A 24,367-nucleotide genomic window follows, 5' to 3' on the forward strand; every position below is an offset into this window, starting at 1 on the left:
AGGTGAGAAAATGGAGCATATTCAAAATTCATTTACGAAATTAATGGAAAATAAAAACTTTAAAAATAGATATGAAGTCTTAAAGGCAGAAGTGATGGCGCACCCTCGTGTGAAAGAATTTATAGACGAACATAAAGGTGAAGTAACGACTTCTATGATTGAACGAAGTCTTGTGAAGTTATATGAATATATTGGACAAAGTGTAGGGTGTGCGGATTGTCCAGATTTAGGGTCATGTAAAAATATGCTACAAGGATATGAGCCGAAGCTCGTCATCCAAGGTAAGATGATTGATATTCAATACGATCGTTGTATTAGAAAAGTAGCATATGATGAGAGAAAAAAATATGAAAAACTTGTTCAAAGTGTATATATGCCAGTTGACATTTTGCAGGCAACTATGGAAAATTTAGACCCTTCAGATTTAGATGCACGTATTGATGCAATAGGTGCAACGAATGAATTTTTAAACACATACGAACCAGGTAAAAAAGCACAAGGTTTATATTTGTACGGTAAATTTGGTGTAGGGAAAACGTATCTTTTAGGGGCAATTGCAAATGAGCTTGCGCGAAAGAAAATTAGTTCGATGCTCGTATACTTCCCTGAATTTTTACGTGAAATCAAAAGTTCGATTCAAGATAATTCGATTAGCGGAAAGATTGATGCTGTCAAACGTGTACAAGTATTAATGTTAGATGATATCGGGGCAGAAGCGATGTCAAGTTTTGTACGTGATGATGTACTCGGTGCAATCTTACAGTTCCGTATGTTGGAAAACTTACCGACGTTCTTTACATCTAACTTTGATTTCAAACAGTTGGAACATCATTTAACGTATACACAGCGCGGTGAAGCAGAAGAGATGAAAGCGGCCCGTATTATGGAACGAATTAAATATTTAGCGAAGCCAATCCCAATTGGCGGGAAGAACCGTCGTAATAAGTAAAGAGCGAGCTGAGAAGCTTGCTCTTTTTTATTTTAATCATTTTTTCAGAGTAGCTTGTATCATTTTTTTCTCCCTCCCTTAATATATATAAAATTAGCAAGCCATATCGAGTGGATGTTCTAACAATGGGAGATAGGTTTCTACTAAGAGTGAACTTCCATAGATCGGACTCTTATAGGATTTGTAACGTATAGATGCAATCCTTTAGAGCGGGGATAAAGGGGGGGACAAAAGTGATTGAAATTTGCTTCGAAGAAAAAAATGATGCTGTGCACGTATACAGACAACTAACGAAAAGAACGGAATCCTTATATAAGGAAACAAGTGTATATTTAAACGAACAAAAGGTTGTTATCCATATACCATTATGTGAATCGAATTATATTGAAAAGATTTTATTGCCAGTATTACTATATTTCATTATGAATGTGAAACAAAATGAATGGATTCACACCATTTTAAAGGAAAAGTTTTTTTATGAAGAACAAGAAGAGTGCTATCAAATATTGCATATGGCACATGAGATTTTAAAGGAAAGAAGAAAAGGAGTAGCTCGTGATTTAACACGTCAAAAATTTGAATCTTATATTGCGTCGTCTTTGAATGATTGGCTTTGTGATCCGCTCTCATTCTCGTTTTCATCATACGTTCGTTTTCGTCTTCGTACATATAGGGAAATGATAGCTAGGCTTGCTGAAGTTGCAATTGATGAGTATAAGATGGAGCAGGAATATCAAATGTTCATTGAGACACTTCGCCAACAAGTAAGTAGCCGGAAATCACGTTTGTCCTGTGTGCATCTTATTTTTGATGAAAGTTTTATTTTCTATGATGATAAAGGTAGACGTTTAAAACAGGATAAATTGGTTCAATATATAGATGAAGAATTATTAAAGAAACAGGATGTATATATTGATACGAAAGTAATTGCACCACTTCTTTCTATTTCGCCGAAAAAGATTTATTTATATACGAAAGAACAAGATCATAATATGATTATTACTTTGCGAAATGTATTTCAGGAACGAGTGCAACTACATGGATTACATGAATTTGAGCGCAACGTGAAAAATTTAAAAAATAAAGGTAACGCCCTTGATTTTCTAAGTTTTTGAGCATATAATTACCTACATAAATGAAATATATCGAAATGTTATGATGAGGACATGGGTAGTTTTCTACGATTTTCAGAGAGGGAAGCCTTAGGGTGCGAGCTTCCTATTACGGGATTATTACTTACCACCTCTAAACTTTAGCAGTGAACGTTTTTCTAGTAATTGCTAACGGACAACACCGTTATGTTGAACTTGAGCAATTAACAATAAGGTTAATTGGAACAAGGGTGGAACCACGAATTCAACACTCGTCCCTTTTTATGGGATGAGTGTTTTTTATTTTGAAAAAAAAGAGGAGTGACCAGTGATGGCAGATGTAGTTAAAATTACTTTCCCTGATGGAGCTGTGAAGGAGTTTCCAAAAGGAGTAACAACTGAAGAAATCGCAGCTTCTATTAGCCCAGGCTTAAAGAAAAAAGCTGTGGCTGGAAAATTAAACGATGAGATGATCGACCTTGTTACACCAATCGAAGAAGATGGTGCAGTTTCTATTATTACATTAGACTCTGAAGATGGCTTATATATTTTACGCCATTCAACAGCTCACCTTTTAGCACAAGCGTTAAAACGTATATATAAAGATGTTAAGCTTGAGCTTGGCATTGGTCCAGTAATCGAAAATGGCTTCTACTACGATATTGATATGGAAGAAGCAATTACAGTTGAAGACTTCAAAAAAATCGAAAAAGAAATGCAAAAAATCGTGAACGAAAACTTAGAAATCGTTCGTCATGAAGTACCACGTGCAGAAGCACTTCGTCGCTTTGAAGAAATCGGCGATGAGTTAAAATTAGATTTAATTAACGATCTTCCAGAAGATGCAGTTATTTCAATCTATGAGCAAGGCGAATTCTTCGACCTTTGTCGTGGTGTTCACCTTCCATCTACAGGGAAAATTAAAGTGTTTAAATTATTAAGTGTTGCTGGTGCTTACTGGCGCGGCGATAGCAATAATAAAATGTTACAACGTATTTACGGTACTGGATTCGTTAAGAAAGCAGAATTAGATGAGCACTTACTTATGCTTGAAGAAGCGAAAGAGCGCGATCACCGTAAATTAGGTAAAGAGTTAAAACTATTTACTAATAGCCAAAAAGTAGGACAAGGTTTACCACTTTGGTTACCAAAAGGTGCAACAATTCGCCGTATTATCGAGCGTTATATCGTTGATAAAGAAGCAAGCTTAGGCTATGATCACGTATACACTCCAGTATTAGGAAGTAGAGAGCTTTATGAAACTTCTGGTCACTGGAACCATTACCGTGATGGCATGTTCCCATCAATGGAAATGGATAATGAAGAGTTAGTTCTTCGTCCAATGAACTGCCCTCACCATATGATGGTTTATAAAAATGATATTCACAGCTACCGTGAATTACCAATCCGTATTGCGGAACTTGGAACAATGCACCGCTATGAAATGTCTGGAGCATTATCTGGATTACAACGTGTACGCGGAATGACTTTAAATGATGCGCACATTTTCGTTCGTCCAGATCAAATTAAAGAAGAATTAAAACGTGTTGTAAACTTAACGTTAGAAGTGTACAAAGATTTCGGTTTAGAAAACTATTCATTCCGTCTATCTTATCGTGACCCAGCAGATACTAAAAAGTATTATGCTGATGATGAGATGTGGGAAAAAGCACAAGGTATGTTAAAAGAAGCTATGGATGAAATGGGTCTTGATTACTATGAAGCTGAAGGTGAAGCGGCATTCTATGGTCCAAAACTTGATGTTCAAGTTCGTACTGCACTTGGAAAAGACGAAACACTTTCAACTGTACAATTAGACTTCTTACTTCCAGAACGCTTTGAATTAACTTACGTTGGTGAAGACGGTAAACAACATCGTCCAGTTGTAATTCACCGTGGTGTTGTATCAACTATGGAACGTTTCGTAGCCTTCTTAATTGAAGAATACAAAGGCGCATTCCCAACTTGGTTAGCTCCAGTTCAGGCGCAAGTAATTCCAGTTTCTCCGCAAGTACATTTAGACTATGCGAAGAAAGTACAAGATGAATTACGACGTGCTGGTATCCGTGTTGAAGTAGACACTCGTGAAGAGAAAATTGGTTACAAAATCCGTGAAGCACAAATGCAAAAGATTCCGTACATGCTTGTAGTAGGTGACAATGAAGTTACTGAAAATGGCGTTAACGTACGTAAATATGGGGAACAAAAATCAGAAACAATCGCATTAGATGCGTTTGTTGACATGATTAAAGTAGAAGGAAAACGATAAGAAAGAGCCGCGGTATACCGCGGCTCTTTTATATATTATAAAAAAGAAAATCTAGAAAAAATAACCAAACAATACTTATCATAAAAAAGTATTGCAAGTATGCTGGTTGTTTGTTACAATGTTTCTTGTTGTTAGTAAAACACATCGCGTCTTCTTGACAGACGTCATGTCCTATGATAAACTCATCAAGGATAATAGAATATGGTTTTGACAAGTAGAAGCACCCGCTTCTCACCTGATGGACGCATTCGCAGTTAGCAGGTAAATGTATTTCTTACTAGAGATATTACAAGTGTGGGTGCCGTGTGCCCGCACTTTTTTTGTTCGGGTTCTACAATTGCAAAACGTATTCTAAGAAAACCTTGGAGGTGGCTTACTATTAGCAAGGATATGATGATTAACGAGCAAATTCGTGCACGTGAAGTACGCTTAGTTGGCGCAAACGGCGATCAACTTGGAATCAAGTCTCGTAATGACGCTTTAGACTTAGCTGCAGGTCTTAATCTTGATTTAGTATTGGTTGCTCCAAATGCGAAACCGCCAGTATGCCGCATTATGGACTACGGTAAATTCCGCTTTGAGCAACAGAAGAAAGAAAAAGAACAGCGCAAAAATCAAAAAGTAATTAGCATGAAAGAAGTTCGTTTAAGTCCAACAATTGATGAACATGACTTTAACACAAAACTTCGTAATGCTGTCAAGTTTTTAGAGAAAGGCGACAAGGTTAAAGCGTCAATTCGCTTTAAAGGACGTGCCATTACTCATAAAGAAATCGGTCAACGTGTTTTAGATCGCTTCTCAGAAGCTTGTGCTGAAGTTAGTACAATTGAATCTAAGCCTAAAATGGAAGGACGTAGTATGTTCTTAGTTTTAGCACCGAAAAACGATAAGTAATAGATAGAGGAGGAAATACCTATGCCTAAACAAAAAACTCATCGCGGCGCTGCAAAGCGTTTCAAAAAGACTGGATCTGGTAAACTGAAGCGTTCTCACGCTTACACAAGCCATTTATTCGCTAACAAATCTACAAAAGCTAAACGTAAACTACGTAAAGCTGGTGTAGTTAGCGCTGGTGACTTCAAACGCATTCGTCAAATGCTTGACAACTTAAAATAAGTTCGGCTGATATATAGAACAAACTAGGAGGTAATATTATGCCAAGAGTAAAAGGTGGTACAGTTACTCGTCAACGTCGTAAAAAAGTTATAAAATTAGCAAAAGGTTACTACGGTTCTAAGAGTACATTATTTAAGGTTGCTAACCAACAGGTTATGAAATCTCTAATGTATGCATTCCGTGACCGTCGTCAAAAGAAACGTGACTTCCGTAAATTATGGATTACACGTATCAACGCAGCAGCTCGTATGAATGGTCTTTCTTACAGCCGCTTAATGCACGGTTTAAAAAATGCTGGCATCGAAGTTAACCGCAAGATGCTTGCTGACTTAGCTGTTCATGACGAAAAAGCTTTCGCTGAATTAGCAACAGTTGCAAAAAACAACATTAACTAATTGTTTAAAACCTTAGAAGATCTTTCTTCTAAGGTTTTTTTATTTGTATTCATTATAACGATTCAATAACTTGTAAAATTTCCCGCTTAGTGTCGTCACAATTAAATGAGTTATTTCTCTCTAGTATATTAAGATGTGCTTGTAAGAACTTTTGTAACGATAACGAGGAGTTTTTTACATGAAAGTAGGAAAGATTAACGGACGTGTCGTTATCGATATGACAAAATCAATATAAAATCTATAGCGATATAAAAGAATATATAAAAAAAGTCAGGAGAATCCTCCTGACTTTTTTTATTTGAACTCATTCGTGAGAAGTGTATCTTTCCTAGCAGAAACGACACTGCTATAATGGAAGGATGATATGGAACTTTCATCAAGTGAACAATCTATGAGTGATGATTGAAACGTATTTGCAAATTAAGGACAAGCTATCTTTATAAAGATGTAGGTAGCTGACTTGTTAATAAGAAACGAAAAATAATAATGAACTTTGAGATGAAACAACATTGTTGCGGAAAATGCGATGTTGGAGGAGGACAATAGAATGGACTTACTACAACTATTTAAATTACAAAAAGAGTTAGATGACCGTATTGTGAAAGAGCATGACTTACAACCGAAGAAATTGTTAAAAGAAAAAATGTTAGCTCTTCTTGTAGAAATTGGAGAACTTGCAAATGAAACACGTTGTTTTAAATATTGGAGCAATAAACCAGCGTCAGAACGTGAAGTAATATTAGAAGAATACGTAGATGGTTTGCATTTTATTTTATCAATCGGAATCGATTTAGGAATTGATAAAAACTTCTTATTCTATAAATGTGCGCAAACGAATAAAACACAAGTGGAAATTTTCTTAGACACATATGCGAAAGTGATTCGTTTTACAGATCAACCTTCTATCACGAACTATATTGAATTATTTACAAGCTATCTTCGCCTTGGACAAGCGCTTGAATTTGAACAAGAAGAAATTGAAAAAGCATATTTAGATAAAAATGAAGTAAATCATCAGCGTCAAACACAAGGGTACTAATTTAATTTTTGAATATTTCAATTTCCTTTTGTATAATAAAGTGACTGAAGAAAAAGGAGGGTGTTGGCAATGATAAAATTAGACGAGACATTGACAATGCTAAAAGAATTAACAGACGCACGTGGTATTGCGGGTAACGAGCGTGAACCACGTGAAGTAATGAAGAAATATATTGAGCCGTTTGCAGATGAACTTTCTACTGATAATTTAGGAAGTTTAGTTGCGAAAAAAGTTGGGGAAGAAAACGGCCCAAAAATTATGGTTGCAGGTCATTTAGATGAAGTTGGCTTTATGATTACGCAAATTGATGACAAAGGCTTCCTTCGTTTCCAAACGGTTGGTGGCTGGTGGTCGCAAGTTATGCTTGCACAGCGTGTAACGATTGTAACGCGTAAAGGAGATATAACAGGTGTAATTGGTTCAAAACCACCGCACATTTTACCTCCAGAAGCTCGTAAAAAACCAGTTGACATTAAAGATATGTTCATCGATATTGGTGCTTCTAGCCAAGAAGAAGCGATGGAGTGGGGCGTAAGACCAGGAGATCAAGTTGTACCGTACTTCGAATTCCAAGTGATGAAGAATGAAAAGATGTTACTTGCAAAAGCATGGGATAACCGAATTGGTTGTGCAATTGCAATTGACGTATTAAAACAATTAAAAGATGAAAAGCATCCAAACGTTGTATACGGCGTTGGGACTGTACAAGAAGAAGTTGGTCTTCGTGGTGCGAAAACATCTGCAAACTATATTAAGCCAGATATCGCATTCGCTGTAGATGTTGGTATTGCTGGGGATACACCAGGTGTAACAGCAAAAGAAGCACAAAGTAAAATGGGTGATGGCCCGCAGATCATTCTATATGATGCTTCTGTTATTGGTCATACAGGTTTACGTGATTTCGTTGTTGATGTTGCTGATGAATTACAAATTCCATATCAGTATGATTCTGTAGCGGGCGGGGGAACGGATGCAGGAGCAATTCATATTTCTGTAAATGGTATTCCGTCTATGGCAATTACGATTGCGACACGCTACATTCATTCTCATGCAGCGATGTTACATCGTGATGATTATGAAAACGCAGTGAAGTTAATTGTGGAAGTTATTAAACGTCTTGATAAAGAGGCTGTACATAACATTACATTTAATTAATAGAAAAAAGCGAAGGGTAATTTCCTTCGCTTTTTCCATTTTTAAAACGGTCGTTCTAATCCTGCTGCAGTATGAGCTCCTAAAATAATTAAGCGAGTTAATTGCATTGCCATGAAATGCGGGGTATAAATCATGCCTCTTTTTAACCATGACATAATCATTCCAATATGAGCCCCTGTAACATAACTAATAAGAATGTCACGAGGAACCATGAGTTCTTCATCATCAGGCTGTGAAATAGATAAGCTTAATGTTAAATGTGTTTGGACTGTTTTCATCATTTTATAAGAGTAATTTCCAGCGGCTTTATCACCAAGCATAACGTTATAGAAGTTCACATTTTCTGCTATATGTTCAAATAAAGCTAAAAAGGTTGGATGTGGTGAGTCAAATGTGAGCTGAAAATCTTCTTTATTTCGTTTTTGTGGTTTAATTACTTCAGCTAGTTTTTCTAACATTTCTTCTATGCTTTTTTCTAATAAATCATATTTATCATGGTAATGGCTATAAAATGTAGCACGATTTACAGGAGCACGTTCCGCGATATGTTGCACAGTTACATTTTCAAAGCCCTTTTCGCCTACTAAAGCGACAAAAGCATCCTGTATGAGTTGTCTCGTTCGTTTTACACGTGGATCATTTGTATTTTTAATAGACATTTTTACTTCACCTCGTTTAATTTTTTTAACTTAAACAACACACGCGTAGTGTAATGTTGTTTAAACAACATATATGTTTAAATTGTTGGTTGTAGATTTGGGATAATTATTTATAATTATAAACGATAGTCCTTTAGAAATCAGCACCGCTAGGATGCAGACAAAACATAGTTTGCGTCGTAAAAGGTGTGCTTTTTTTGTTTAAAGGTTAATATAATTAACAATTAAACAATATAAACACTAAGGATGTAAATAGTTTAGAAAAAAATTATATGCGATATAAGGAGAGGAATGCAATGAATCAGTTTCGAAGAATGGTAATTATCAACATTATCACATTAATTGTATTAGTTGGCGGCGGTATTGGCGGTTATTACTATTACAATCAAGCGGAAAACTATTTAAAAACAGAAAATGCAAAGATTGACGGGAAAGTAATCCCAATTGTATCACCAGTAGCAGGTAAGTTAACGGACTGGAAAGCTGAAGTCGGAAAAAACTACAATGAGAACGATAAATTAGGTGCGGTTACTGTAGCAGGAGCAAATGGTGAGCAAACAGTAGATGTAACAATTCCGCAAAATGCAACAGTTGTACAATCAAATGCAACAACTAATGCATTCGTTGGAGCAGGTAGCCCGATTGCTTATGCATTTGATATGAGCAATTTATGGGTAACAGCAAATATTGAAGAAACAAATATTGATGATGTTCAAAAAGGCCAAACAGTAGATGTGTATGTAGATGCATATCCAGATACAACATTGACAGGAAAAGTAGAACAAGTTGGATTAACAACAGCGAATACATTCTCGATGTTACCATCAAGTAACGCAACAGCGAACTATACGAAAGTAAAGCAAGTTGTACCAGTTAAAATTTCTTTAGATCATAGTAAATCAGTAAATATTGTTCCTGGAATGAATGTGTCAGTTCGTATTCATAAGTAAGGGGGAGATGAGATGTCCTCAATTGCAATTGTAGGATATGCACTATTTTGTATAATCGTCTTCTTCCTTATAAATCGTCTTTTACGAAAGAAAAAAACGAATGTGGGAGAAGAACAAGTCCCAGCCGTAAGTAAGATAGAAGTAAGTCAAGCAGAAACAGTAGAGAAAGAACTTGAACAAAAACAAGAAACAGAAGCTTCTAACGTAGTGGAATTAGAAACAGGGAAGCAAGAGCAAGTAAAACAGGAAAAAGAAATGCTGAAGAGACAATTGCCGGTAGAGAATGTGAATGTAAAGGCAGTTGTAGCTGTATTAATTCTCGGTATGTTCGTTTCTATTTTAAACCAAACGATCATTAATGTTGCACTGCCTCCATTAATGAATGAATTTAACGTATCAACTTCAACAGCACAATGGTTAATTACAGGCTTCATGCTTGTAAACGGAATTTTAGTACCGATTAGTGCATTTTTAGTTTCACGGTTTACGTATCGTAAATTATTCATAGCAGCAATGTTATTCTTCACTGTAGGATCTATCATTTGTGCTACATCAGGAAACTTCACAATGATGATGACGGGCCGAGTTATTCAAGCGGTTGGTGCAGGTATTTTAATGCCAGTTGGTATGAATATCTTCATGACATTATTCCCTCCTCATAAGCGCGGAGCAGCTATGGGATTACTAGGGGTAGCGATGATTTTAGCACCGGCTATCGGACCAACTGTAACAGGTTGGGTAATTGAAAACTATAGCTGGAACTTAATGTTCTATGGGATGTTTGTTATCGGTTTAATTATTACGTTCTTATCTTTAAAATTCTTTACACTAGCCCAGCCAGTGTCTAAAACTAAGTTAGATGTATTCGGTGTTATTAGTTCAAGTATTGGACTAGGTAGCTTACTGTACGGATTTAGTGAAGCTGGAAATAATGGTTGGACTAGTGCAGAAGTTGTTATAACACTTATCATTGGTGTCATTGGTTTAGCGGTATTTATTTGGAGAGAGTTAACAACAGACAATAAAATGCTTGATTTACAAGTATTTAAATATCCGACGTTCACTTTCACATTAGTAATTAACGCGATTGTAACGATGGCCTTATTCGGAGGTATGTTATTACTTCCAGTATACTTGCAAAACATTCGCGGTTTTACACCGATGGAATCAGGTTTATTATTACTTCCAGGATCATTAATTATGGGAATTATGGGACCAGTTGCAGGTAAACTATTTGATAAGTATGGTATTCGTCCGTTAGCAATTGTCGGATTAGCCATTACAACATTTGCGACATATAAATTTACAACGTTATCGATGGATACACCGTATAGCGTTATTATGACGGATTATATTATACGCTCAATTGGTATGTCATTCATTATGATGCCAATTATGACAGCTGGTATGAATGCACTGCCGATGAAATTAATTTCTCACGGTACAGCAACGCAAAATACGTCAAGACAAGTAGCTGGTTCAATTGGAACAGCGATATTAATCACGCTTATGACGCAACAAACTACTGCTCACGTAGCGGATTACGGCAATATGTTAACAACGTCAAACCCAATTTTAGTTGATAAAGTGCACGGCATGGGCCAAAGCCTAGCTGCAGTTGCTGGATCAGCTCAAGCAGGAGATGCGATGAGCACGCAACTATTATTCGGACAAATTTCAAAGCTATCTGCAATTAATGGTATTAATGATGCCTTCTTAATTGCAACAATATTAGCAGGGATTGCTTGGGTGTTATCGTTCTTCTTACCATCAAGCAATAAACGAAATAGAAAAGCAGGGAATTAAATTCCCTGCTTTTTTATTTTGGATATTATTAATAAATATATATAATTTGATAGAAATAAGTAGTAACGATACGAATTAATAGACGTAGAGCATGTTAGAGAGGAGGGGCATATGAAAATTACAGAAGAGAACGTTGCGAATCAGCTAAGGAAAAGGAACGAAAAAGCATTATATTTTATTATCGACCAATACGGCGGACTTATAAAAAGTATTATTCAGAAGCATTTAGCTTCTTTTGAAGTTGTTATAAAATAATAAAAAGAGGTATCACTCTGTAGTGATGCCTCTTTCTCATTGATAACTATGTTCTGCCTTGTCATTCGATTTCTTTTGCTCTATTTGTAATTCACGCTCTACCAATCGGTCTAATTGCTGAATTGCTTTCAATGCTTTTTCATAAGAAATCGTTCTATAATGATGTGCGCCGCCTGGCTCTTCATCGGCTTCATCCGCCCACTTAATAACGTTTTGTAGAGGTGTTCTTTCAAGTGTTTGTTCTAGTAGGAAAGAATCAGTGTGCAGAAGAATTGCAACGGAAATTTCTTTTGCTAGTTTCGGATGTTCTCCTAATCTAATAAGCAATTTATGAGATCTTTCTGCCCCTTTAATCGCATGTATATCATTCTTTTTATACAAGTCATAGTCCCATTCGCCGCTTGTGTACCACGTATGATGTCCGATATCATGAAGGAAGCCAGCCTTTGTCGCAGCATCGACTGAGGCGTGATGCTTTTTGGCTAAGTGAAACGCATGGTAAGCGACAGCAATCGCGTGGACCATTCCAGAACGGTTTACATATTTTTGTGTAATGTGATGTTTAAAAATTTGTTCAAGCGTAATACGGTGCATAAAACATTCACTCCTTTTATCCAATGATGTATATGAAGAAAAATCGATCGGTTTAAATGTATTTTGAACATTGTACTCCATCAATCAGCGTTAGTAAAGTAGAAATGTTTAGGAGAAGAAAAAATCTATAGACATAAAAGGTCACCTTAGTTTTTTTTCTAAGGTGACCTTTTATTGCTTATTTTTTTAAACCTTGCTCCAGTGTTCCTAACATTTCGTGTTTTTCATTTTCATCAGCATTTTTCCAAATGACTTCGAATAAAACGCCAAGACCTGGAAGCATTTTTTCTTCACCGCTTTGAATTGCATCGACAATCGTTTCTTGTAATTGGTCTTGTGAATTTCCAGATACATTCGCTAATACAGCGCCGCGTAAATTAAAACTCATTATCTTCACCTCTTCTTCAGAATTGAAACTGACGTTAGTTTTTGTTCTTTTTTATGTAAATATGTATGAAAAATAGGCTATAATGATAAGACAAGAAGAGAGGGAAATACATATTATGAAAAACATTGATTCAGTACAAAACCCGCGTGTGAAGCAGTGGAAAAAACTGCAGACGAAAAAAGAGCGCGATAACAAAGGGTTATTTTTTGTAGAAGGATTCCATTTAGTAGAGGAAGCGTTAAAGGCAGGAGTTGTAACAGAACTTATCGTTTCAGATCAGACAGATCTTCCGAAAGATTGGACAGTTAATGATGTTGAAATGTATATTGTGCCTGAAGCAATTGTAAAAGTACTTCGCGAAACAGAAACAACGCAAGGCGTATTTGCTGTTTGTGAGAAACATGAGAAAGAAGTAGCTCTTACGGATGGGAAATTTCTTTTATTAGACGGCCTTCAAGACCCAGGTAATTTGGGAACGATTATTCGTACAGCTGATGCAGCTGGTATTCATGCCGTTGTGCTTGGAGAAGGGTGCGTTGATGTTTATAATAGTAAAGCATTACGCTCTACACAAGGTTCTATTTTTCACCTACCGGTTGTAAAAGGGAACTTAGAAGAGTGGGTAGACAAGTTAAAAGAAAATAACGTCCCTGTATATGGAACAGCTCTTGAAAATGGAGTTCCATTTGGTGAAGTAACACCGGCCGGAAGTTTTGCATTAATTGTAGGAAATGAAGGAAGCGGCGTACGCCAAGAAATTCTTGCGAAAAGTGATCAAAACTTGTATATTCCGATTTACGGCGGGGCAGAATCATTAAATGTTGCGGTTGCAGCAGGGATTTTAACGTATTATTTACAAAGCCCAGTTGCGAACAAATAAAAAACTTCTTATAATAAGTTGAAGTATATGTTCGTAATGAACATACAATAAAAGTTAAATAACGAAAAACGTTGATAGAGAAGAGTAGCTTACAAAATCGCCATATAGGGAGAGAGTGCCGTAGACTGAAAGCATTCTTATGGTAGATGGAAGTGAATTCACCTCTGGAGTTGGCGCCAGGACCATTTATATGTAAAGGCGTTCCGGTCAGAATTGATCGTTATAACTAATGAGTGGGCAGACTTGTTCTGTCAATTTAGGGTGGTACCGCGAATTTACCTCGTCCCTTTTTGGGAGCGAGGTTTTTTTATTTTTAAAATTAGGAGGGTTCCAAATGGAAGCACGTTTAAAAGAGCTAAAGCAAAAAGCGTTAGAGCTTATTGAAGAAGCGAAAGAGCTAAAGGGCTTAAACGACGTACGTATAGCGTATTTAGGGAAAAAAGGTCCAATTACAGAAGTATTACGCGGCATGGGAAAATTATCAGCAGAAGAGCGTCCACGTATGGGAGCATTAGTAAATGAAGTACGTGAAGCGATTCAAACGCGTCTAGAAGACAAAATTGGCAACTTAGAAAAAGCAGTAATTGAAGCGAAATTAGCTACTGAAACAATTGATGTTACACTGCCAGGTCGTCCTGTTGAAACAGGTTGTCACCATCCGTTAACAGCAGTTGTTGAACAAATTGAAGATGTATTCATCGGTATGGGTTATGAAGTAGCTGAAGGAACAGAAGTAGAAAAAGACTACTACAACTTCGAAGCATTAAACTTACCGAAAGATCACCCAGCGCGTGATATGCAGGATACATTCTACATTACAGAAGAAACGTTACTACGTACACATACATCTTCTGTGCAAGCACGTACGATGGAAAAGAATAAAGAAAAAGGACCGATTAAAATTATTTGTCCTGGTAAAGTGTATCGCCGCGATGACGATGATGCGACGCATTCACACCAATTCATGCAAATTGAAGGTCTTGTAATTGATAAAAACATTCGCATGAGTGACTTAAAAGGTACACTGCAAGTATTCGTGAAAAAGATGTTCGGTGAAGATCGTGAAATCCGTCTTCGTCCAAGTTTCTTCCCATTCACAGAGCCATCTGTAGAGATGGATATTTCTTGTATGATGTGTCACGGTAAAGGTTGTGGCACTTGTAAAGGGACTGGCTGGATCGAAATTTTAGGAGCAGGTATGGTTCACCCGAACGTACTTGAAATGGCTGGTTATGATTCAACAGAATATCAAGGTTTCGCATTCGGTATGGGCGCAGAGCGTATCGCAATGTTGAAATACGGCGTAGATGACATTCGTCATTTCTATACAAATGATGTACGTTTCTTACAACAATTCAAACGAGCGTAAGGGAAGGAGAGGATAAATATGTTCGTATCATATCGTTGGTTACAAGAGTATGTAGATATTAAAGATGTAACAGCACAAGAACTAGCAGACAAAATCACGAAAAGTGGTATTGAAGTAGAAGGTGTTGAAGTATTAAATAAAGGTGTAAAAGGTGTTGTAGTTGGTCACGTATTAGAATGTGAAAAACACCCAGAAGCTGATAAATTAAACAAATGCTTAATCGATATTGGTGAAGAAGAGCCAGTTCAAATTATTTGTGGAGCTGCTAATATTGCAAAAGGTTTAAAAGTACCAATTGCAAAAGTTGGCGCTGTACTTCCTGGTAACTTCAAAATTAAAAAAGCAAAACTACGCGGGGAAGCTTCTCACGGTATGGTTTGTGCTCTTCAAGAGCTTGGTATTGATGGGAAATTCGTTGCGAAAGAATATGCAGACGGTATCTTCATCTTCCCAAGTGATGCTGAAGTTGGTGCAGATGCACTTGAAATTTTAAACTTACATGATGAAGTGCTTGAGCTTGGTTTAACACCAAACCGTGCAGATTGCTTAAACATGTTAGGTGTTGCATATGAAGTAGCTGCTATTTACGGCCGTGAAGTGAAACTTCCAGTTATCAACTTACAAGAATCAGCAGAAAAAACAGCTGATTACATTTCTGTAAGTGTAGAAGCGAAAGAAGAAAACCCGTTATACATTGCAAAAATGGTGAAGAACGTAAAGATTGGCCCATCACCAATGTGGATGCAAACTCGCCTTATGGCAGCTGGCATTCGTCCAATTAGTAATGTAGTTGATATTACAAACTACATTTTAATGGAATACGGTCAACCGTTACATGCATTCGATTACGATAAATTAGGTTCAAAAGAAATCGTTGTTCGTCTAGCTAAAGAAGACGAAAAGATTCAAACATTAGATGATCAAGAGCGTAAATTACAAAGCCACCACCTTGTTATTACAAATGGTGAAAAAGCTTTAGCTGTTGCTGGTGTAATGGGCGGGGCGGATTCTGAAGTTGATAGCGAGACAGTAAACGTTCTAATTGAGTCTGCATACTTTGCAGGTCAAACAGTGCGCCGTACATCAAAAGACTTAGGTCTTCGTAGCGAATCAAGTGCACGGTTTGAAAAAGGAATCGATCCAACACGTACATTTGAAGCGATTCAACATGCAGCTGCTTTAATGGCAAAATACGCTGGCGGAGAAGCACTTGAAGGTGTAGTAGAAGCTGATAACTTACAAGTACAAGAACGTACAGTATCTGTTACTGCTGAAAAAGTAAACCGTGTATTAGGTACGGATATTTCTGCGAGTGAAATGGGTACAATGTTCACAAACTTAAAATTCCCATTCACAGAAGTAGAAGGAACATTCCATGTGAATGTACCGGCACGTCGTCCTGATATTACAATTTCAGAAGACCTAGTAGAAGAAGTGGGCCGTCTATACGGTTATGATCACATTCCAGTTACATTACCATCTGGAACAATGACACGTGGTAAATTAACATCAGCACAAACGAAACGTCGTAAAGTACGCCGCTTCCTAGAAGGTGCTGGTTTATATGAAGCAATCACATATTCATTAACAAGCGCTGACAAAGCGAAACAATATATGGTTGAGCCAAACGAAAAAGCTCCTGTCAATCTTGCGCTTCCAATGAGCGAAGAGCGTAGCCAACTTCGTTTAAGCTTAGTGCCACAATTGTTAGAAGCAGTTTCATACAATGTTGCACGTAAAAACGACAGCGTTGCATTATATGAAGTAGGTTCTATCTTCTTACCAACAGAAGCAGGAGAACTTCCGAAAGAAGAACAACATCTTGCAGGTGTTATGACAGGTCTTGCTCTTCACCATGCGTGGCAAGGTGAGAAGAAAGTTGTAGACTTCTTCGTTGTTAAAGGTGTGTTAGAAGGATTATTCGACGTACTTGGCGTTGCAAACCAAATCACTTATGCACCAGCAAAACGTGAAGGTATGCACCCAGGCCGTACAGCTGACATCGTATTAGATGGTGAAGCAATCGGATTCATCGGTCAATTGCACCCGGAAACAGAAAAACAATTAGATGTGAAAAATACATTCGTATTCGAATTATCTCTTGCAAAAGTATTCGGTGCAGACGCTGAGGAAACTTACTACATAGCAATTCCACGTTTCCCATCTATGACACGTGATATGGCTGTTGTAGTAACAACAGAAACAAAAGCTGGTGAAATGAAGCAAGTAATTGCTGAAGCTGGCGGAGAACTTCTAAAAGAAGTAACACTATTCGACTTATACGAAGGTGAAAAAATGGAAGAAGGCAAGAAATCACTTGCATTCTCTATGAACTACTTCGATGCAGAACGTACATTAACAGACGAAGAAGTAACAGAAGCACATAGCCGTGTATTAACAGCGGTAGAAGAGAAATTTGGTGCGGAGTTACGTAAGTAATGAGAAATTGCCGGATTAAGTCCGGCAATTTTTTTATGGCACGATTGTCGGAAAATGTCGGTAAGTCGATATATTACAAAAATCGCCGATATATTTGGAGTTACGATTGATATATTATAAAAATCGCTGATATATTTTTTGACATCTTGCATCTTTCCCTCGAATGTAGTACATTAATTTTAGTTTAACAAAACGAAAGACGATGATAAGGAAAAGTAGTATATACTATAATCCAAAGCGAGTCAGGGACGGTGAGAGCCTGATGAGGCGGTATATGTGAAGAACACCTTGGAGTTGCTAACCGAAATTGAAACTTGTATTCAAGAGTAGACTTAGACGGGAATCCGGCCTGTTACAAACCGGGAAGTATGTATTACATACGAGTTAAAGTTGGTCTTTATGACAAATTGGGTGGTACCGCGAAGTTTAACCTTTCGTCCCTTTATGGATGAAAGGTTTTTTTGTATTTAAATATATGAGTAAAGGAGAATTTTACTATGGAAAACACATTAGTAAAAAGTCTGTATAGAGATACAGATAAATACGCAGATCAAACAGTACAAGTATCGGGTTGGATTCGTAACTTACGTGATTCAAAAGCATTTGGTTTCATCGAATTAAACGACGGTAGCTTCTTCAAAGGTGTTCAAATCGTTTTCGATACAGAATTAGAGAACTTCAAAGAAATTGCAAAGCTTCCACTAAGCTCTTCAGTTAAAGTAGAAGGTAAAGTAATTGCAACACCTGGAGCGAAGCAACCATTTGAAATTAAGGCAGAAAAAATTGATATCGAGGGCTTATCAGATTCTGATTACCCACTTCAAAAGAAGCGTCACACGTTTGAATACTTACGTACAATCGCTCACTTACGTCCAAGAACAAATGCATTCTCTGCAACATTCCGCGTGCGTTCTATCGCAGCATTTGCAATTCACCAATTCTTCCAAGAGCGTGGATTTGTACATGTTCACACACCAATTATCACTGGTAGTGATACAGAAGGTGCAGGCGAAATGTTCCGCGTAACAACGCAAGATTTAAATAACGTACCTAAAGGTGAAGACGGACAAGTTGACGAATCAAAAGACTTCTTCGGCAAAGAAACAAACTTAACAGTAAGTGGACAGCTGAATGCTGAAGCTTATGCGTTAGCGTTCCGTGATGTGTACACATTCGGACCTACATTCCGTGCAGAAAACTCAAACACAACTCGCCATGCAGCGGAGTTCTGGATGGTTGAGCCTGAGATTGCATTCGCTGAATTAGGCGATGTAATGGATCTTACAGAAGATATGCTGAAATATGCAATGAAATACGTACTAGAGCATGCACCAGAAGAAATGGACTTCTTCAACAGCTTCGTTGATAAAACAGTTCTAGAGCGCATGAACAACGTAATCAACTCTGACTTCGGTCGCATCACTTATACAGAAGCAATTAAAGTACTTCAAGAATCAGGTGCTGAATTCAAATACCCAGTAGAATGGGGTATTGACTTACAAACAGAGCACGAAAGATACTTATCAGAAGAAATCTTCAAACGCCCTGTATTCGTAACTGACTATCCGAAAGACATTAAAGCATTCTACATGCGTATGAACGAAGATGGTAAAACAGTAGCAGCTACTGACCTTCTAGTTCCTGGCATCGGCGAATTAATCGGCGGTAGCCAACGTGAAGAAAGAATGGACGTTTTAGTAGACAGAATTAAAGAATTAGGTATGAACGAAGAGGACTACTGGTGGTACTTAGAACTTAGAAAATACGGCGGTACAAAACACGCTGGATTCGGTCTAGGTTTCGAGCGCTTCCTAATGTACATCACTGGTATGGCTAACATCCGTGACGTAATTCCATTCCCAAGAACTCCAGGTTCTTCAGAGTTTTAAGATGAAAAAAGCGAGAGCAACTGCTCTCGCTTTTTTTGTTTGGAAAAATGTTTTTCATAGGTTCGTTCATATCTCACATATAGTAAAACGAATGAAATATTTATGGGCAAGGGAAGGGGTTTTTGTACAATGGGGGAGATTCCAAGTCATACAAAGTGGACACTGCATGACAAGTATGTGGTGATTACTGGTGCAACAAGTGGTATTGGATTAGCGGCAGCTAAGGCATTTGCAGAGCGCGGTGCCAAACTAGGAATCATTGCACGTAACGAGGAAAAAGCGAATGCTGCTATTGCTCAAATTAAGGATGTAACGAATGGGGATGTGATGATAGATCTATTTTTAGCTGATATGGCTTCCCAACAATCTATACGCCGGGTAGCTACTGATATTTTGGAAAGGTGTCCGAGAATAGATATATTAGTGAATAATGCTGGTGCTTTATTTCAAACAAGGCAGCTTACAGAGGACGATTTGGAGATGACTTGGGCGGTTAACCATTTAGGTCCATTCCTAATCACTAATTTGCTGTTGGAGCGTTTAAAAGAAAGTGCTCCTGCTCGTGTTATCACCACCGCATCTCACGGTCACAAAATGGCTAAAAAGGGAATTGATTTCGGTGATTTAGATGCAGAACAACTTTATCGTGGTGTTAAGAAATTCATGGGTGGTCCTACAATGCGTTATGCTCAATCAAAACTAGCAAATATTTTATTTACCGCTGAATTGGCAAAGCGGTTGGAGGGGACGGGTGTTAGTGCATACAGCTTCGATCCAGGGCTAGTGGCTACGAATTTCAACCAGGACAATGGTCTAGTTGCTCGCTTAACTATGGCAGCAATGAAACCTTTCTCTCGTACACCCGAGAAAGGTGCTGAAACTCTAATATGGCTAGCAGAATCAACTGAATTTACTGATCATAGTGGTTATTACTATGCCGATAAGCAAATAGGAAAAATGTCTGAAGCTGCCTTGGATAAGGATGCCGCAAAACGTCTATGGGACATTAGTGAAAAACAGACAGGAGGATAAAAGAGTAGCCAGTATATGTTCAGATGGTTATGCTGAATAGTTTTTTACTCTTAAGTGAAAAGTAATCTTGGGGGTGATTGTAATGAGTAAGAAAGTGAAAACAGACCATTCTAGATCAAGCTTAGGTTCTCCGGAAGTGGAAGGACAAGGAACGACTACGCATGAAACGGGTTCTTATAAAGTACCTTCATCAAATAAGAAGCAGAAACGAAGTTAAACATAAAAAGGGAGTCATGGAGACTCTCTTTTTTAGGTGAATAGTAAATGAATATATATCAGACTAAATTTAAATATACAGATATACAGAATAAGTGCGGCGAAAATAGGAACGTGTGAGATCCTATTTATCCATTTTTCATTCATAAAAGGCGAAAAGAATTCAATTCTTTTCGCCTTGTTTAGTTCATCCATATCCTGTCGATACTAAAAAGTAGTTATTTTTTCAGTAACCGAAACGCCTTCTCTGTATTAGCAAAATGCACTTTCACAAACTCAGGTAGTCTTTCTTTACCGACTTTTTGAATTAATTTAGCAGCGGCAATATCAACTTGTTTACCAGCACCTTTTGGAAGTGGCATACCAGCTTTTTTGCTTAGTTCATCAAATTGTTTTACGAATGAGTAACGAGCTAAAATGGAAGCAGCAGCTACTGCTAAATGGACACTTTCTCCTTTTGTAGCGAAGTAAACATCTTCACGTTGTACCTGTTTTTGTTTCGCTAAATATTTATAGTATGTATCAGGCTGTGTAAATTGGTCGATTAAGATGCCTTCTGGTTTGGTAGGTGCTATTTTCGCTAGTAAGTTTGTAATTGCTTTGTTATGTAGTAAAGCTTTTAGTTTACCTTGGTTGTTTCCTTTATCAAATAGCTCGTTATATTTTTCATTATGAAGAACGAGGGAGCTGTAAGGAACAACGTGAAGGAGTTGTTTTGCAATCTCAGCAATTTGAGCATCATTTAAGTTTTTGGAGTCTTTTACACCGAGTTCTTTTAAAAGTGGAATTTGCTTCGCATCCACATATACAGCAACTACTGTCATCGGTCCGAAATAATCACCAGTACCTACTTCGTCTGATCCTAAAATAGACATTGTGCCGATGGAAGCGGGCGGCGCATAACGATGTGAATTGACCGATTTTTTTACAGCTGATTTTGGTGTTTGAGAGACGGTTTGCCAACGAGAAGCTTCTGCTTCAGCACGTCCACCTTGAAACATCACTTTCCCTGATTTATAAGCTGTAATTGTGCAAGATGGAACCTTTGCCATAAAGATACCGCCTTGCGGAATTTTGGGGCTAAGTGCTTGTTTGTATTGTTGTTTCATGTCTTCAATTACTGTAGAACTTGTTTGTATTACGATAGAATTTGACAAAATGGTCGCTCCTTTTTTATGTTGTTATTTTTATGATATCGGATTGTTCTTTCTGTTTCCATATTATGATGGTTCATGGTATGATAAACTTTAGGATTCTGTACGTGATTGGAGGCCGGTGAGTTGTCACAACAAAAGGGAAATAAAAGTCGAATTAATGTAGAAATATATGGTCAACAATATTCAGTTGTTGGCGATGAAAGTACAAGTCATATCCGCATGGTAGCAGCGATTGTGGATGATAAAATGCGCGAACTCAATGCCAAGAATCCTTCGCTTGATACGAGTAGACTAGCGGTATTGACGGCGGTAAACGTCATACACGATTACATAAAATTAAAAGAAGAACATGAGAAATTGAAAGAAAGTATGACACAAAAAGGAATTGAATAAACATGATTGATATTATTATCATTTTATTGCTTGTTATGGGATTCTTCCTCGGTTTACGCAGAGGATTTATTTTGCAACTTGTAAAGTTAACAAGCTTTATTATCGCATACCTCGTTGCATACTGGTATTGTAAAGATTTAGCGCCAGCACTTGCGAAAATTATTCCGTATCCATTTGATAAGAATGTTTCTGTTCCAGAATGGATAGATGCGAATAATATTGAGGGTGTCTTCTATCAAGCAATTGCGTTTATCGTATTATTTATTATTACAAAAATCGCACTTTCACTACTTGGTAATTTACTGAATATGTTTGCAGAAATCCCAGTTTTAAAGCAAGTCAATGCGGTTGCTGGGGCACTTCTTGGCTTTTTAGAAGTGTATATCATTCTGTTTGTCTTAATTATTGTTGGATCAATTCTTCCAATTGAACAAATACAAACACCATTACAAAAATCATCAATTAGCAAAATAATTGTAGACGATACACCGATTCTTTCTGAAAAGGTGAAGGAACTATGGCAGACAGGTAGCAGAGTGTAACTTCTCTTTTTTCGGAAAGAGAAGTTTTTTTCTATGAAAGAAAGGCGGGGCAATGATGAAAGTGAATAAAAAACAAGTTATCAAATTACTAGAGACAATCGGCCTGTTTATGGAACTAAAGGGCGCAAATCCATTTAAAATATCTGCATTCCGTAAAGCGGCGGCAGCGCTAGAAAGTGATGACCGTAGTCTTTCTGAAATTGAAGATTTCACAAAGATTCCAGGTATCGGAAAAGGAACGGCAGCAGTTATTCAAGAATATATAGAATCGGGAACATCTGAAGTACTACAAGAACTTGAAAAAGAAGTGCCAAGCAGTTTATTACCACTATTAAAACTACCAGGCCTTGGTGGTAAGAAGGTGGCCAAGTTATACAAAGAACTTGGTGTCGTTGATATGGAAACGTTAAAAGCTGTTTGTGAAGAAAATAAAGTACAAGCTTTAGCTGGATTCGGTAAGAAAACAGAAGAGAAAATATTAGAAGCAATTGATCAAGTAGGCTCTCGTCCAGAGCGTTTACCAATTGCGATGGTATTGCCTATTGCCGGGGAAATAGAGGAGAAATTGTCGAATGTTGCTGAAATAATCCGTTTCTCACGTGCTGGTAGTTTACGCCGTGTTCGTGAGACAGTGAAGGACTTAGATTTCATCATTGCAACGACAGATCCAGCAGTAGTACGTGAACATTTACTACAATTTGATAATATGATTGAAGTGATTGCAAGTGGAGATACGAAAGTATCTGTTCGTCTTCAATATGAATATGATATTTCAATTGACTTCCGCTTAGTAAAACCAGAAGAATTTATTACAACTCTTCACCATTTCACAGGATCAAAAGATCATAATGTGAAAATGCGCCAAATCGCGAAAGATAGAGGCGAGAAAATTAGTGAATACGGTGTGGAAATCTTAGAGACAGGTGAAGTGAAAACATTCGAAACAGAAGAAGCATTCTTCGCCCACTTTGGCCTTCCATTCATCCCACCAGAAGTGCGTGAAGATGGAAAAGAAATTGAATTAATTAAAGAGTATCCGAACTTAATTCAGTTCTCTCATATACAGGGTGATTTACATATGCATACAACGTGGAGTGACGGTGCTTTTTCAATTGAGGAAATGGTACAAGCATGTCGTGCTCGTGGATATAAATTTATGGCAATTACTGATCACTCGCAATACTTGAAAGTAGCGAACGGTTTAACGAAAGAGCGTCTTCGCGAGCAAGCGAAAGAAATTGAACGTATGAATGAAAAGTATCCAGACATTACAATTTTGCGCGGAATCGAAATGGACATTTTACCAGATGCAACACTTGATTTTGACGATGAAGTATTAGCAGAACTAGATTATGTCATTGGAGCTATTCACTCTAGCTTCTCACAAGACCGTGAAACGATTATGAAACGACTTCGTACTGCACTTGAGAATAAGCATGTCACAATGATTGCCCATCCGACAGGACGTCTTCTTGGGCGCCGTGAGGGTTACGATGTAGATACAGATTTATTAATCCAGCTCGCAAAAGAAACAAATACAGTTTTAGAATTAAATGCAAATCCAAACCGTTTAGATTTAAGTGCGAAATTATTAAAACAAGCACAAGATGCTGGTGTAAAAGTAGCGATTAATACGGATGCCCATACACTTGAAATGTTAGAAGATATGGAAACAGGTGTAGCAGCAGCGCGTAAAGGTTGGATTCAAAAAGATAACGTGATTAACACATGGGATATTGAACGTTTATTAGACTATATTAAACGTAATAAGTAATACAGGGGGG

The 24,367-nt window shown here is 37.4% G+C and carries 23 protein-coding genes, 1 pseudogene and 4 other annotated features; of the genes and pseudogenes, 20 read left to right on the top strand and 4 right to left on the bottom strand.

The genetic code is table 11. The features are described from left to right. Positions 1–10 precede the first annotated feature (10 nt). From dnaI to ACE38F_RS06220, 8 genes are all read left to right on the top strand, one after another. The gene (dnaI, locus tag ACE38F_RS06185; protein WP_002015473.1) at positions 11–949 is read left to right on the top strand and encodes a primosomal protein DnaI; all 939 of its coding nucleotides are present in this window, start codon (positions 11–13) and stop codon (positions 947–949) included. A gap of 233 nt (positions 950–1,182) precedes the next feature. Continuing rightward, on the top strand, positions 1,183–2,064 hold the full coding sequence (gene ytxC / locus ACE38F_RS06190) for a putative sporulation protein YtxC (RefSeq protein WP_375369973.1): 882 nt from the start codon (positions 1,183–1,185) through the stop codon (positions 2,062–2,064). 31 nt (positions 2,065–2,095) lie between these two features. After that, positions 2,096–2,323: a binding site (T-box leader), on the top strand. A 48-nt stretch (positions 2,324–2,371) separates the two neighbouring features. Then, entirely contained in the window at positions 2,372–4,309 is a 1,938-nt protein-coding gene (thrS, locus tag ACE38F_RS06195) for a threonine--tRNA ligase (protein ID WP_375369971.1), read from the top strand. A gap of 206 nt (positions 4,310–4,515) precedes the next feature. Then, positions 4,516–4,636 (top strand) — a sequence feature (ribosomal protein L20 leader region). A gap of 63 nt (positions 4,637–4,699) precedes the next feature. Next, positions 4,700–5,203 (top strand): translation initiation factor IF-3, encoded by a 504-nt coding sequence (gene infC / locus ACE38F_RS06200; protein ID WP_002015470.1) that lies wholly within the window; start codon positions 4,700–4,702, stop codon positions 5,201–5,203. Between the two features lie 21 nt (positions 5,204–5,224). After that, positions 5,225–5,425, top strand: a complete 201-nt coding sequence (gene rpmI, locus ACE38F_RS06205) for a 50S ribosomal protein L35 (protein ID WP_001125945.1) — start codon at positions 5,225–5,227, stop codon at positions 5,423–5,425. 38 nt (positions 5,426–5,463) lie between these two features. After that, entirely contained in the window at positions 5,464–5,820 is a 357-nt protein-coding gene (rplT, locus tag ACE38F_RS06210) for a 50S ribosomal protein L20 (RefSeq protein WP_001138364.1), read from the top strand. A gap of 547 nt (positions 5,821–6,367) precedes the next feature. Further along, positions 6,368–6,859 (top strand): dUTP diphosphatase, encoded by a 492-nt coding sequence (locus ACE38F_RS06215; protein WP_000365057.1) that lies wholly within the window; start codon positions 6,368–6,370, stop codon positions 6,857–6,859. A 69-nt stretch (positions 6,860–6,928) separates the two neighbouring features. Then, on the top strand, positions 6,929–8,014 hold the full coding sequence (locus ACE38F_RS06220; protein ID WP_375369970.1) for a M42 family metallopeptidase: 1,086 nt from the start codon (positions 6,929–6,931) through the stop codon (positions 8,012–8,014). A 41-nt stretch (positions 8,015–8,055) separates the two neighbouring features. On the opposite strand, the gene ACE38F_RS06225 is transcribed toward ACE38F_RS06220, so the two are convergent. Then, entirely contained in the window at positions 8,056–8,673 is a 618-nt protein-coding gene (locus ACE38F_RS06225) for a TetR/AcrR family transcriptional regulator (protein ID WP_002067422.1), read from the bottom strand. A gap of 296 nt (positions 8,674–8,969) precedes the next feature. Between ACE38F_RS06225 and ACE38F_RS06230 the strand changes: the two genes are divergently transcribed. From ACE38F_RS06230 to ACE38F_RS06240, 3 genes and pseudogenes are all read left to right on the top strand, one after another. Next, on the top strand, positions 8,970–9,623 hold the full coding sequence (locus ACE38F_RS06230; RefSeq protein ID WP_215554363.1) for an HlyD family secretion protein: 654 nt from the start codon (positions 8,970–8,972) through the stop codon (positions 9,621–9,623). 12 nt (positions 9,624–9,635) lie between these two features. After that, positions 9,636–11,429 carry a DHA2 family efflux MFS transporter permease subunit gene (locus ACE38F_RS06235; RefSeq protein ID WP_375369968.1) on the top strand — a complete coding sequence of 598 codons (1,794 nt, stop codon included), beginning with the start codon at positions 9,636–9,638 and terminating at the stop codon, positions 11,427–11,429. Positions 11,430–11,540: 111 nt separating this feature from the next. Beyond that, positions 11,541–11,675, top strand: a pseudogene (locus tag ACE38F_RS06240) (DNA replication protein); the annotation flags it as partial. 45 nt (positions 11,676–11,720) lie between these two features. Here ACE38F_RS06240 and ACE38F_RS06245 read toward each other — a convergent pair. Then, a complete protein-coding gene (locus ACE38F_RS06245; protein ID WP_002160276.1) occupies positions 11,721–12,278 on the bottom strand; it encodes an HD domain-containing protein in 558 nt (185 codons plus the stop codon). Positions 12,279–12,456: 178 nt separating this feature from the next. Then, on the bottom strand, positions 12,457–12,666 hold the full coding sequence (gene sspI, locus ACE38F_RS06250) for a small acid-soluble spore protein SspI (RefSeq protein WP_000009511.1): 210 nt from the start codon (positions 12,664–12,666) through the stop codon (positions 12,457–12,459). Positions 12,667–12,748: 82 nt separating this feature from the next. Between sspI and ACE38F_RS06255 the strand changes: the two genes are divergently transcribed. The 6 genes from ACE38F_RS06255 to ACE38F_RS06280 all read left to right on the top strand — a co-directional run bounded on the left by ACE38F_RS06255 (position 12,749) and on the right by ACE38F_RS06280 (position 20,492). Continuing rightward, positions 12,749–13,546 (top strand): TrmH family RNA methyltransferase, encoded by a 798-nt coding sequence (locus ACE38F_RS06255; protein ID WP_078172719.1) that lies wholly within the window; start codon positions 12,749–12,751, stop codon positions 13,544–13,546. A 62-nt stretch (positions 13,547–13,608) separates the two neighbouring features. Beyond that, positions 13,609–13,837, top strand: a binding site (T-box leader). A gap of 43 nt (positions 13,838–13,880) precedes the next feature. Beyond that, the gene (gene pheS / locus ACE38F_RS06260; RefSeq protein ID WP_215554360.1) at positions 13,881–14,915 is read left to right on the top strand and encodes a phenylalanine--tRNA ligase subunit alpha; all 1,035 of its coding nucleotides are present in this window, start codon (positions 13,881–13,883) and stop codon (positions 14,913–14,915) included. A gap of 18 nt (positions 14,916–14,933) precedes the next feature. Continuing rightward, the gene (gene pheT / locus ACE38F_RS06265) at positions 14,934–17,354 is read left to right on the top strand and encodes a phenylalanine--tRNA ligase subunit beta (protein ID WP_375369966.1); all 2,421 of its coding nucleotides are present in this window, start codon (positions 14,934–14,936) and stop codon (positions 17,352–17,354) included. A gap of 193 nt (positions 17,355–17,547) precedes the next feature. After that, positions 17,548–17,799: a binding site (T-box leader), on the top strand. A 52-nt stretch (positions 17,800–17,851) separates the two neighbouring features. Further along, positions 17,852–19,243: an asparagine--tRNA ligase gene (asnS, locus tag ACE38F_RS06270; protein WP_002034242.1), complete on the top strand. Its 1,392-nt coding sequence runs from the start codon at positions 17,852–17,854 to the stop codon at positions 19,241–19,243. A gap of 129 nt (positions 19,244–19,372) precedes the next feature. Continuing rightward, positions 19,373–20,275 (top strand): SDR family oxidoreductase, encoded by a 903-nt coding sequence (locus ACE38F_RS06275; RefSeq protein ID WP_085312480.1) that lies wholly within the window; start codon positions 19,373–19,375, stop codon positions 20,273–20,275. Between the two features lie 82 nt (positions 20,276–20,357). Beyond that, the gene (locus ACE38F_RS06280) at positions 20,358–20,492 is read left to right on the top strand and encodes a YuzL family protein (RefSeq protein ID WP_002112167.1); all 135 of its coding nucleotides are present in this window, start codon (positions 20,358–20,360) and stop codon (positions 20,490–20,492) included. Between the two features lie 217 nt (positions 20,493–20,709). Here the strand turns inward: ACE38F_RS06280 and rnhC are convergent, their stop codons facing one another. Then, positions 20,710–21,648 (bottom strand): ribonuclease HIII, encoded by a 939-nt coding sequence (rnhC, locus tag ACE38F_RS06285; protein ID WP_204208444.1) that lies wholly within the window; start codon positions 21,646–21,648, stop codon positions 20,710–20,712. A 123-nt stretch (positions 21,649–21,771) separates the two neighbouring features. On the opposite strand from rnhC, the gene zapA reads away from it, so the two are divergent. The 3 genes from zapA to polX are packed head-to-tail and all read left to right on the top strand — an operon-like array spanning position 21,772 to position 24,357. Continuing rightward, positions 21,772–22,041 carry a cell division protein ZapA gene (gene zapA, locus ACE38F_RS06290; protein ID WP_002112165.1) on the top strand — a complete coding sequence of 90 codons (270 nt, stop codon included), beginning with the start codon at positions 21,772–21,774 and terminating at the stop codon, positions 22,039–22,041. A gap of 2 nt (positions 22,042–22,043) precedes the next feature. After that, on the top strand, positions 22,044–22,583 hold the full coding sequence (locus ACE38F_RS06295; RefSeq protein WP_002015450.1) for a CvpA family protein: 540 nt from the start codon (positions 22,044–22,046) through the stop codon (positions 22,581–22,583). Positions 22,584–22,638: 55 nt separating this feature from the next. Further along, positions 22,639–24,357: a DNA polymerase/3'-5' exonuclease PolX gene (polX, locus tag ACE38F_RS06300; RefSeq protein ID WP_215554356.1), complete on the top strand. Its 1,719-nt coding sequence runs from the start codon at positions 22,639–22,641 to the stop codon at positions 24,355–24,357. The last annotated feature ends 10 nt before the right edge of the window (positions 24,358–24,367 follow it).

Source organism: Bacillus altaicus (genome assembly GCF_042136375.2).
GTDB classification, from domain to species: Bacteria; Bacillota; Bacilli; order Bacillales; family Bacillaceae_G; genus Bacillus_A; species Bacillus_A cereus_U.

Coding starts and splice junctions, on each gene's coding strand:
- infC (WP_002015470.1), top strand. CDS start 4,700: ATGATGATTAACGAGCAAATTCGTGCACGTGAAGTACGCTTAGTTGGC.
- sspI (WP_000009511.1), bottom strand. CDS start 12,666: ATGAGTTTTAATTTACGCGGCGCTGTATTAGCGAATGTATCTGGAAAT.
- polX (WP_215554356.1), top strand. CDS start 22,639: ATGAAAGTGAATAAAAAACAAGTTATCAAATTACTAGAGACAATCGGC.
- rpmI (WP_001125945.1), top strand. CDS start 5,225: ATGCCTAAACAAAAAACTCATCGCGGCGCTGCAAAGCGTTTCAAAAAG.
- ACE38F_RS06245 (WP_002160276.1), bottom strand. CDS start 12,278: ATGCACCGTATTACGCTTGAACAAATTTTTAAACATCACATTACACAA.
- dnaI (WP_002015473.1), top strand. CDS start 11: ATGGAGCATATTCAAAATTCATTTACGAAATTAATGGAAAATAAAAAC.
- ACE38F_RS06225 (WP_002067422.1), bottom strand. CDS start 8,673: ATGTCTATTAAAAATACAAATGATCCACGTGTAAAACGAACGAGACAA.
- ACE38F_RS06275 (WP_085312480.1), top strand. CDS start 19,373: ATGGGGGAGATTCCAAGTCATACAAAGTGGACACTGCATGACAAGTAT.
- ACE38F_RS06255 (WP_078172719.1), top strand. CDS start 12,749: ATGATAAGACAAGAAGAGAGGGAAATACATATTATGAAAAACATTGAT.
- thrS (WP_375369971.1), top strand. CDS start 2,372: ATGGCAGATGTAGTTAAAATTACTTTCCCTGATGGAGCTGTGAAGGAG.
- pheS (WP_215554360.1), top strand. CDS start 13,881: ATGGAAGCACGTTTAAAAGAGCTAAAGCAAAAAGCGTTAGAGCTTATT.
- ACE38F_RS06215 (WP_000365057.1), top strand. CDS start 6,368: ATGGACTTACTACAACTATTTAAATTACAAAAAGAGTTAGATGACCGT.
- ACE38F_RS06235 (WP_375369968.1), top strand. CDS start 9,636: ATGTCCTCAATTGCAATTGTAGGATATGCACTATTTTGTATAATCGTC.
- ACE38F_RS06230 (WP_215554363.1), top strand. CDS start 8,970: ATGAATCAGTTTCGAAGAATGGTAATTATCAACATTATCACATTAATT.
- ACE38F_RS06280 (WP_002112167.1), top strand. CDS start 20,358: ATGAGTAAGAAAGTGAAAACAGACCATTCTAGATCAAGCTTAGGTTCT.
- ACE38F_RS06220 (WP_375369970.1), top strand. CDS start 6,929: ATGATAAAATTAGACGAGACATTGACAATGCTAAAAGAATTAACAGAC.
- rplT (WP_001138364.1), top strand. CDS start 5,464: ATGCCAAGAGTAAAAGGTGGTACAGTTACTCGTCAACGTCGTAAAAAA.
- ACE38F_RS06295 (WP_002015450.1), top strand. CDS start 22,044: ATGATTGATATTATTATCATTTTATTGCTTGTTATGGGATTCTTCCTC.
- asnS (WP_002034242.1), top strand. CDS start 17,852: ATGGAAAACACATTAGTAAAAAGTCTGTATAGAGATACAGATAAATAC.
- pheT (WP_375369966.1), top strand. CDS start 14,934: ATGTTCGTATCATATCGTTGGTTACAAGAGTATGTAGATATTAAAGAT.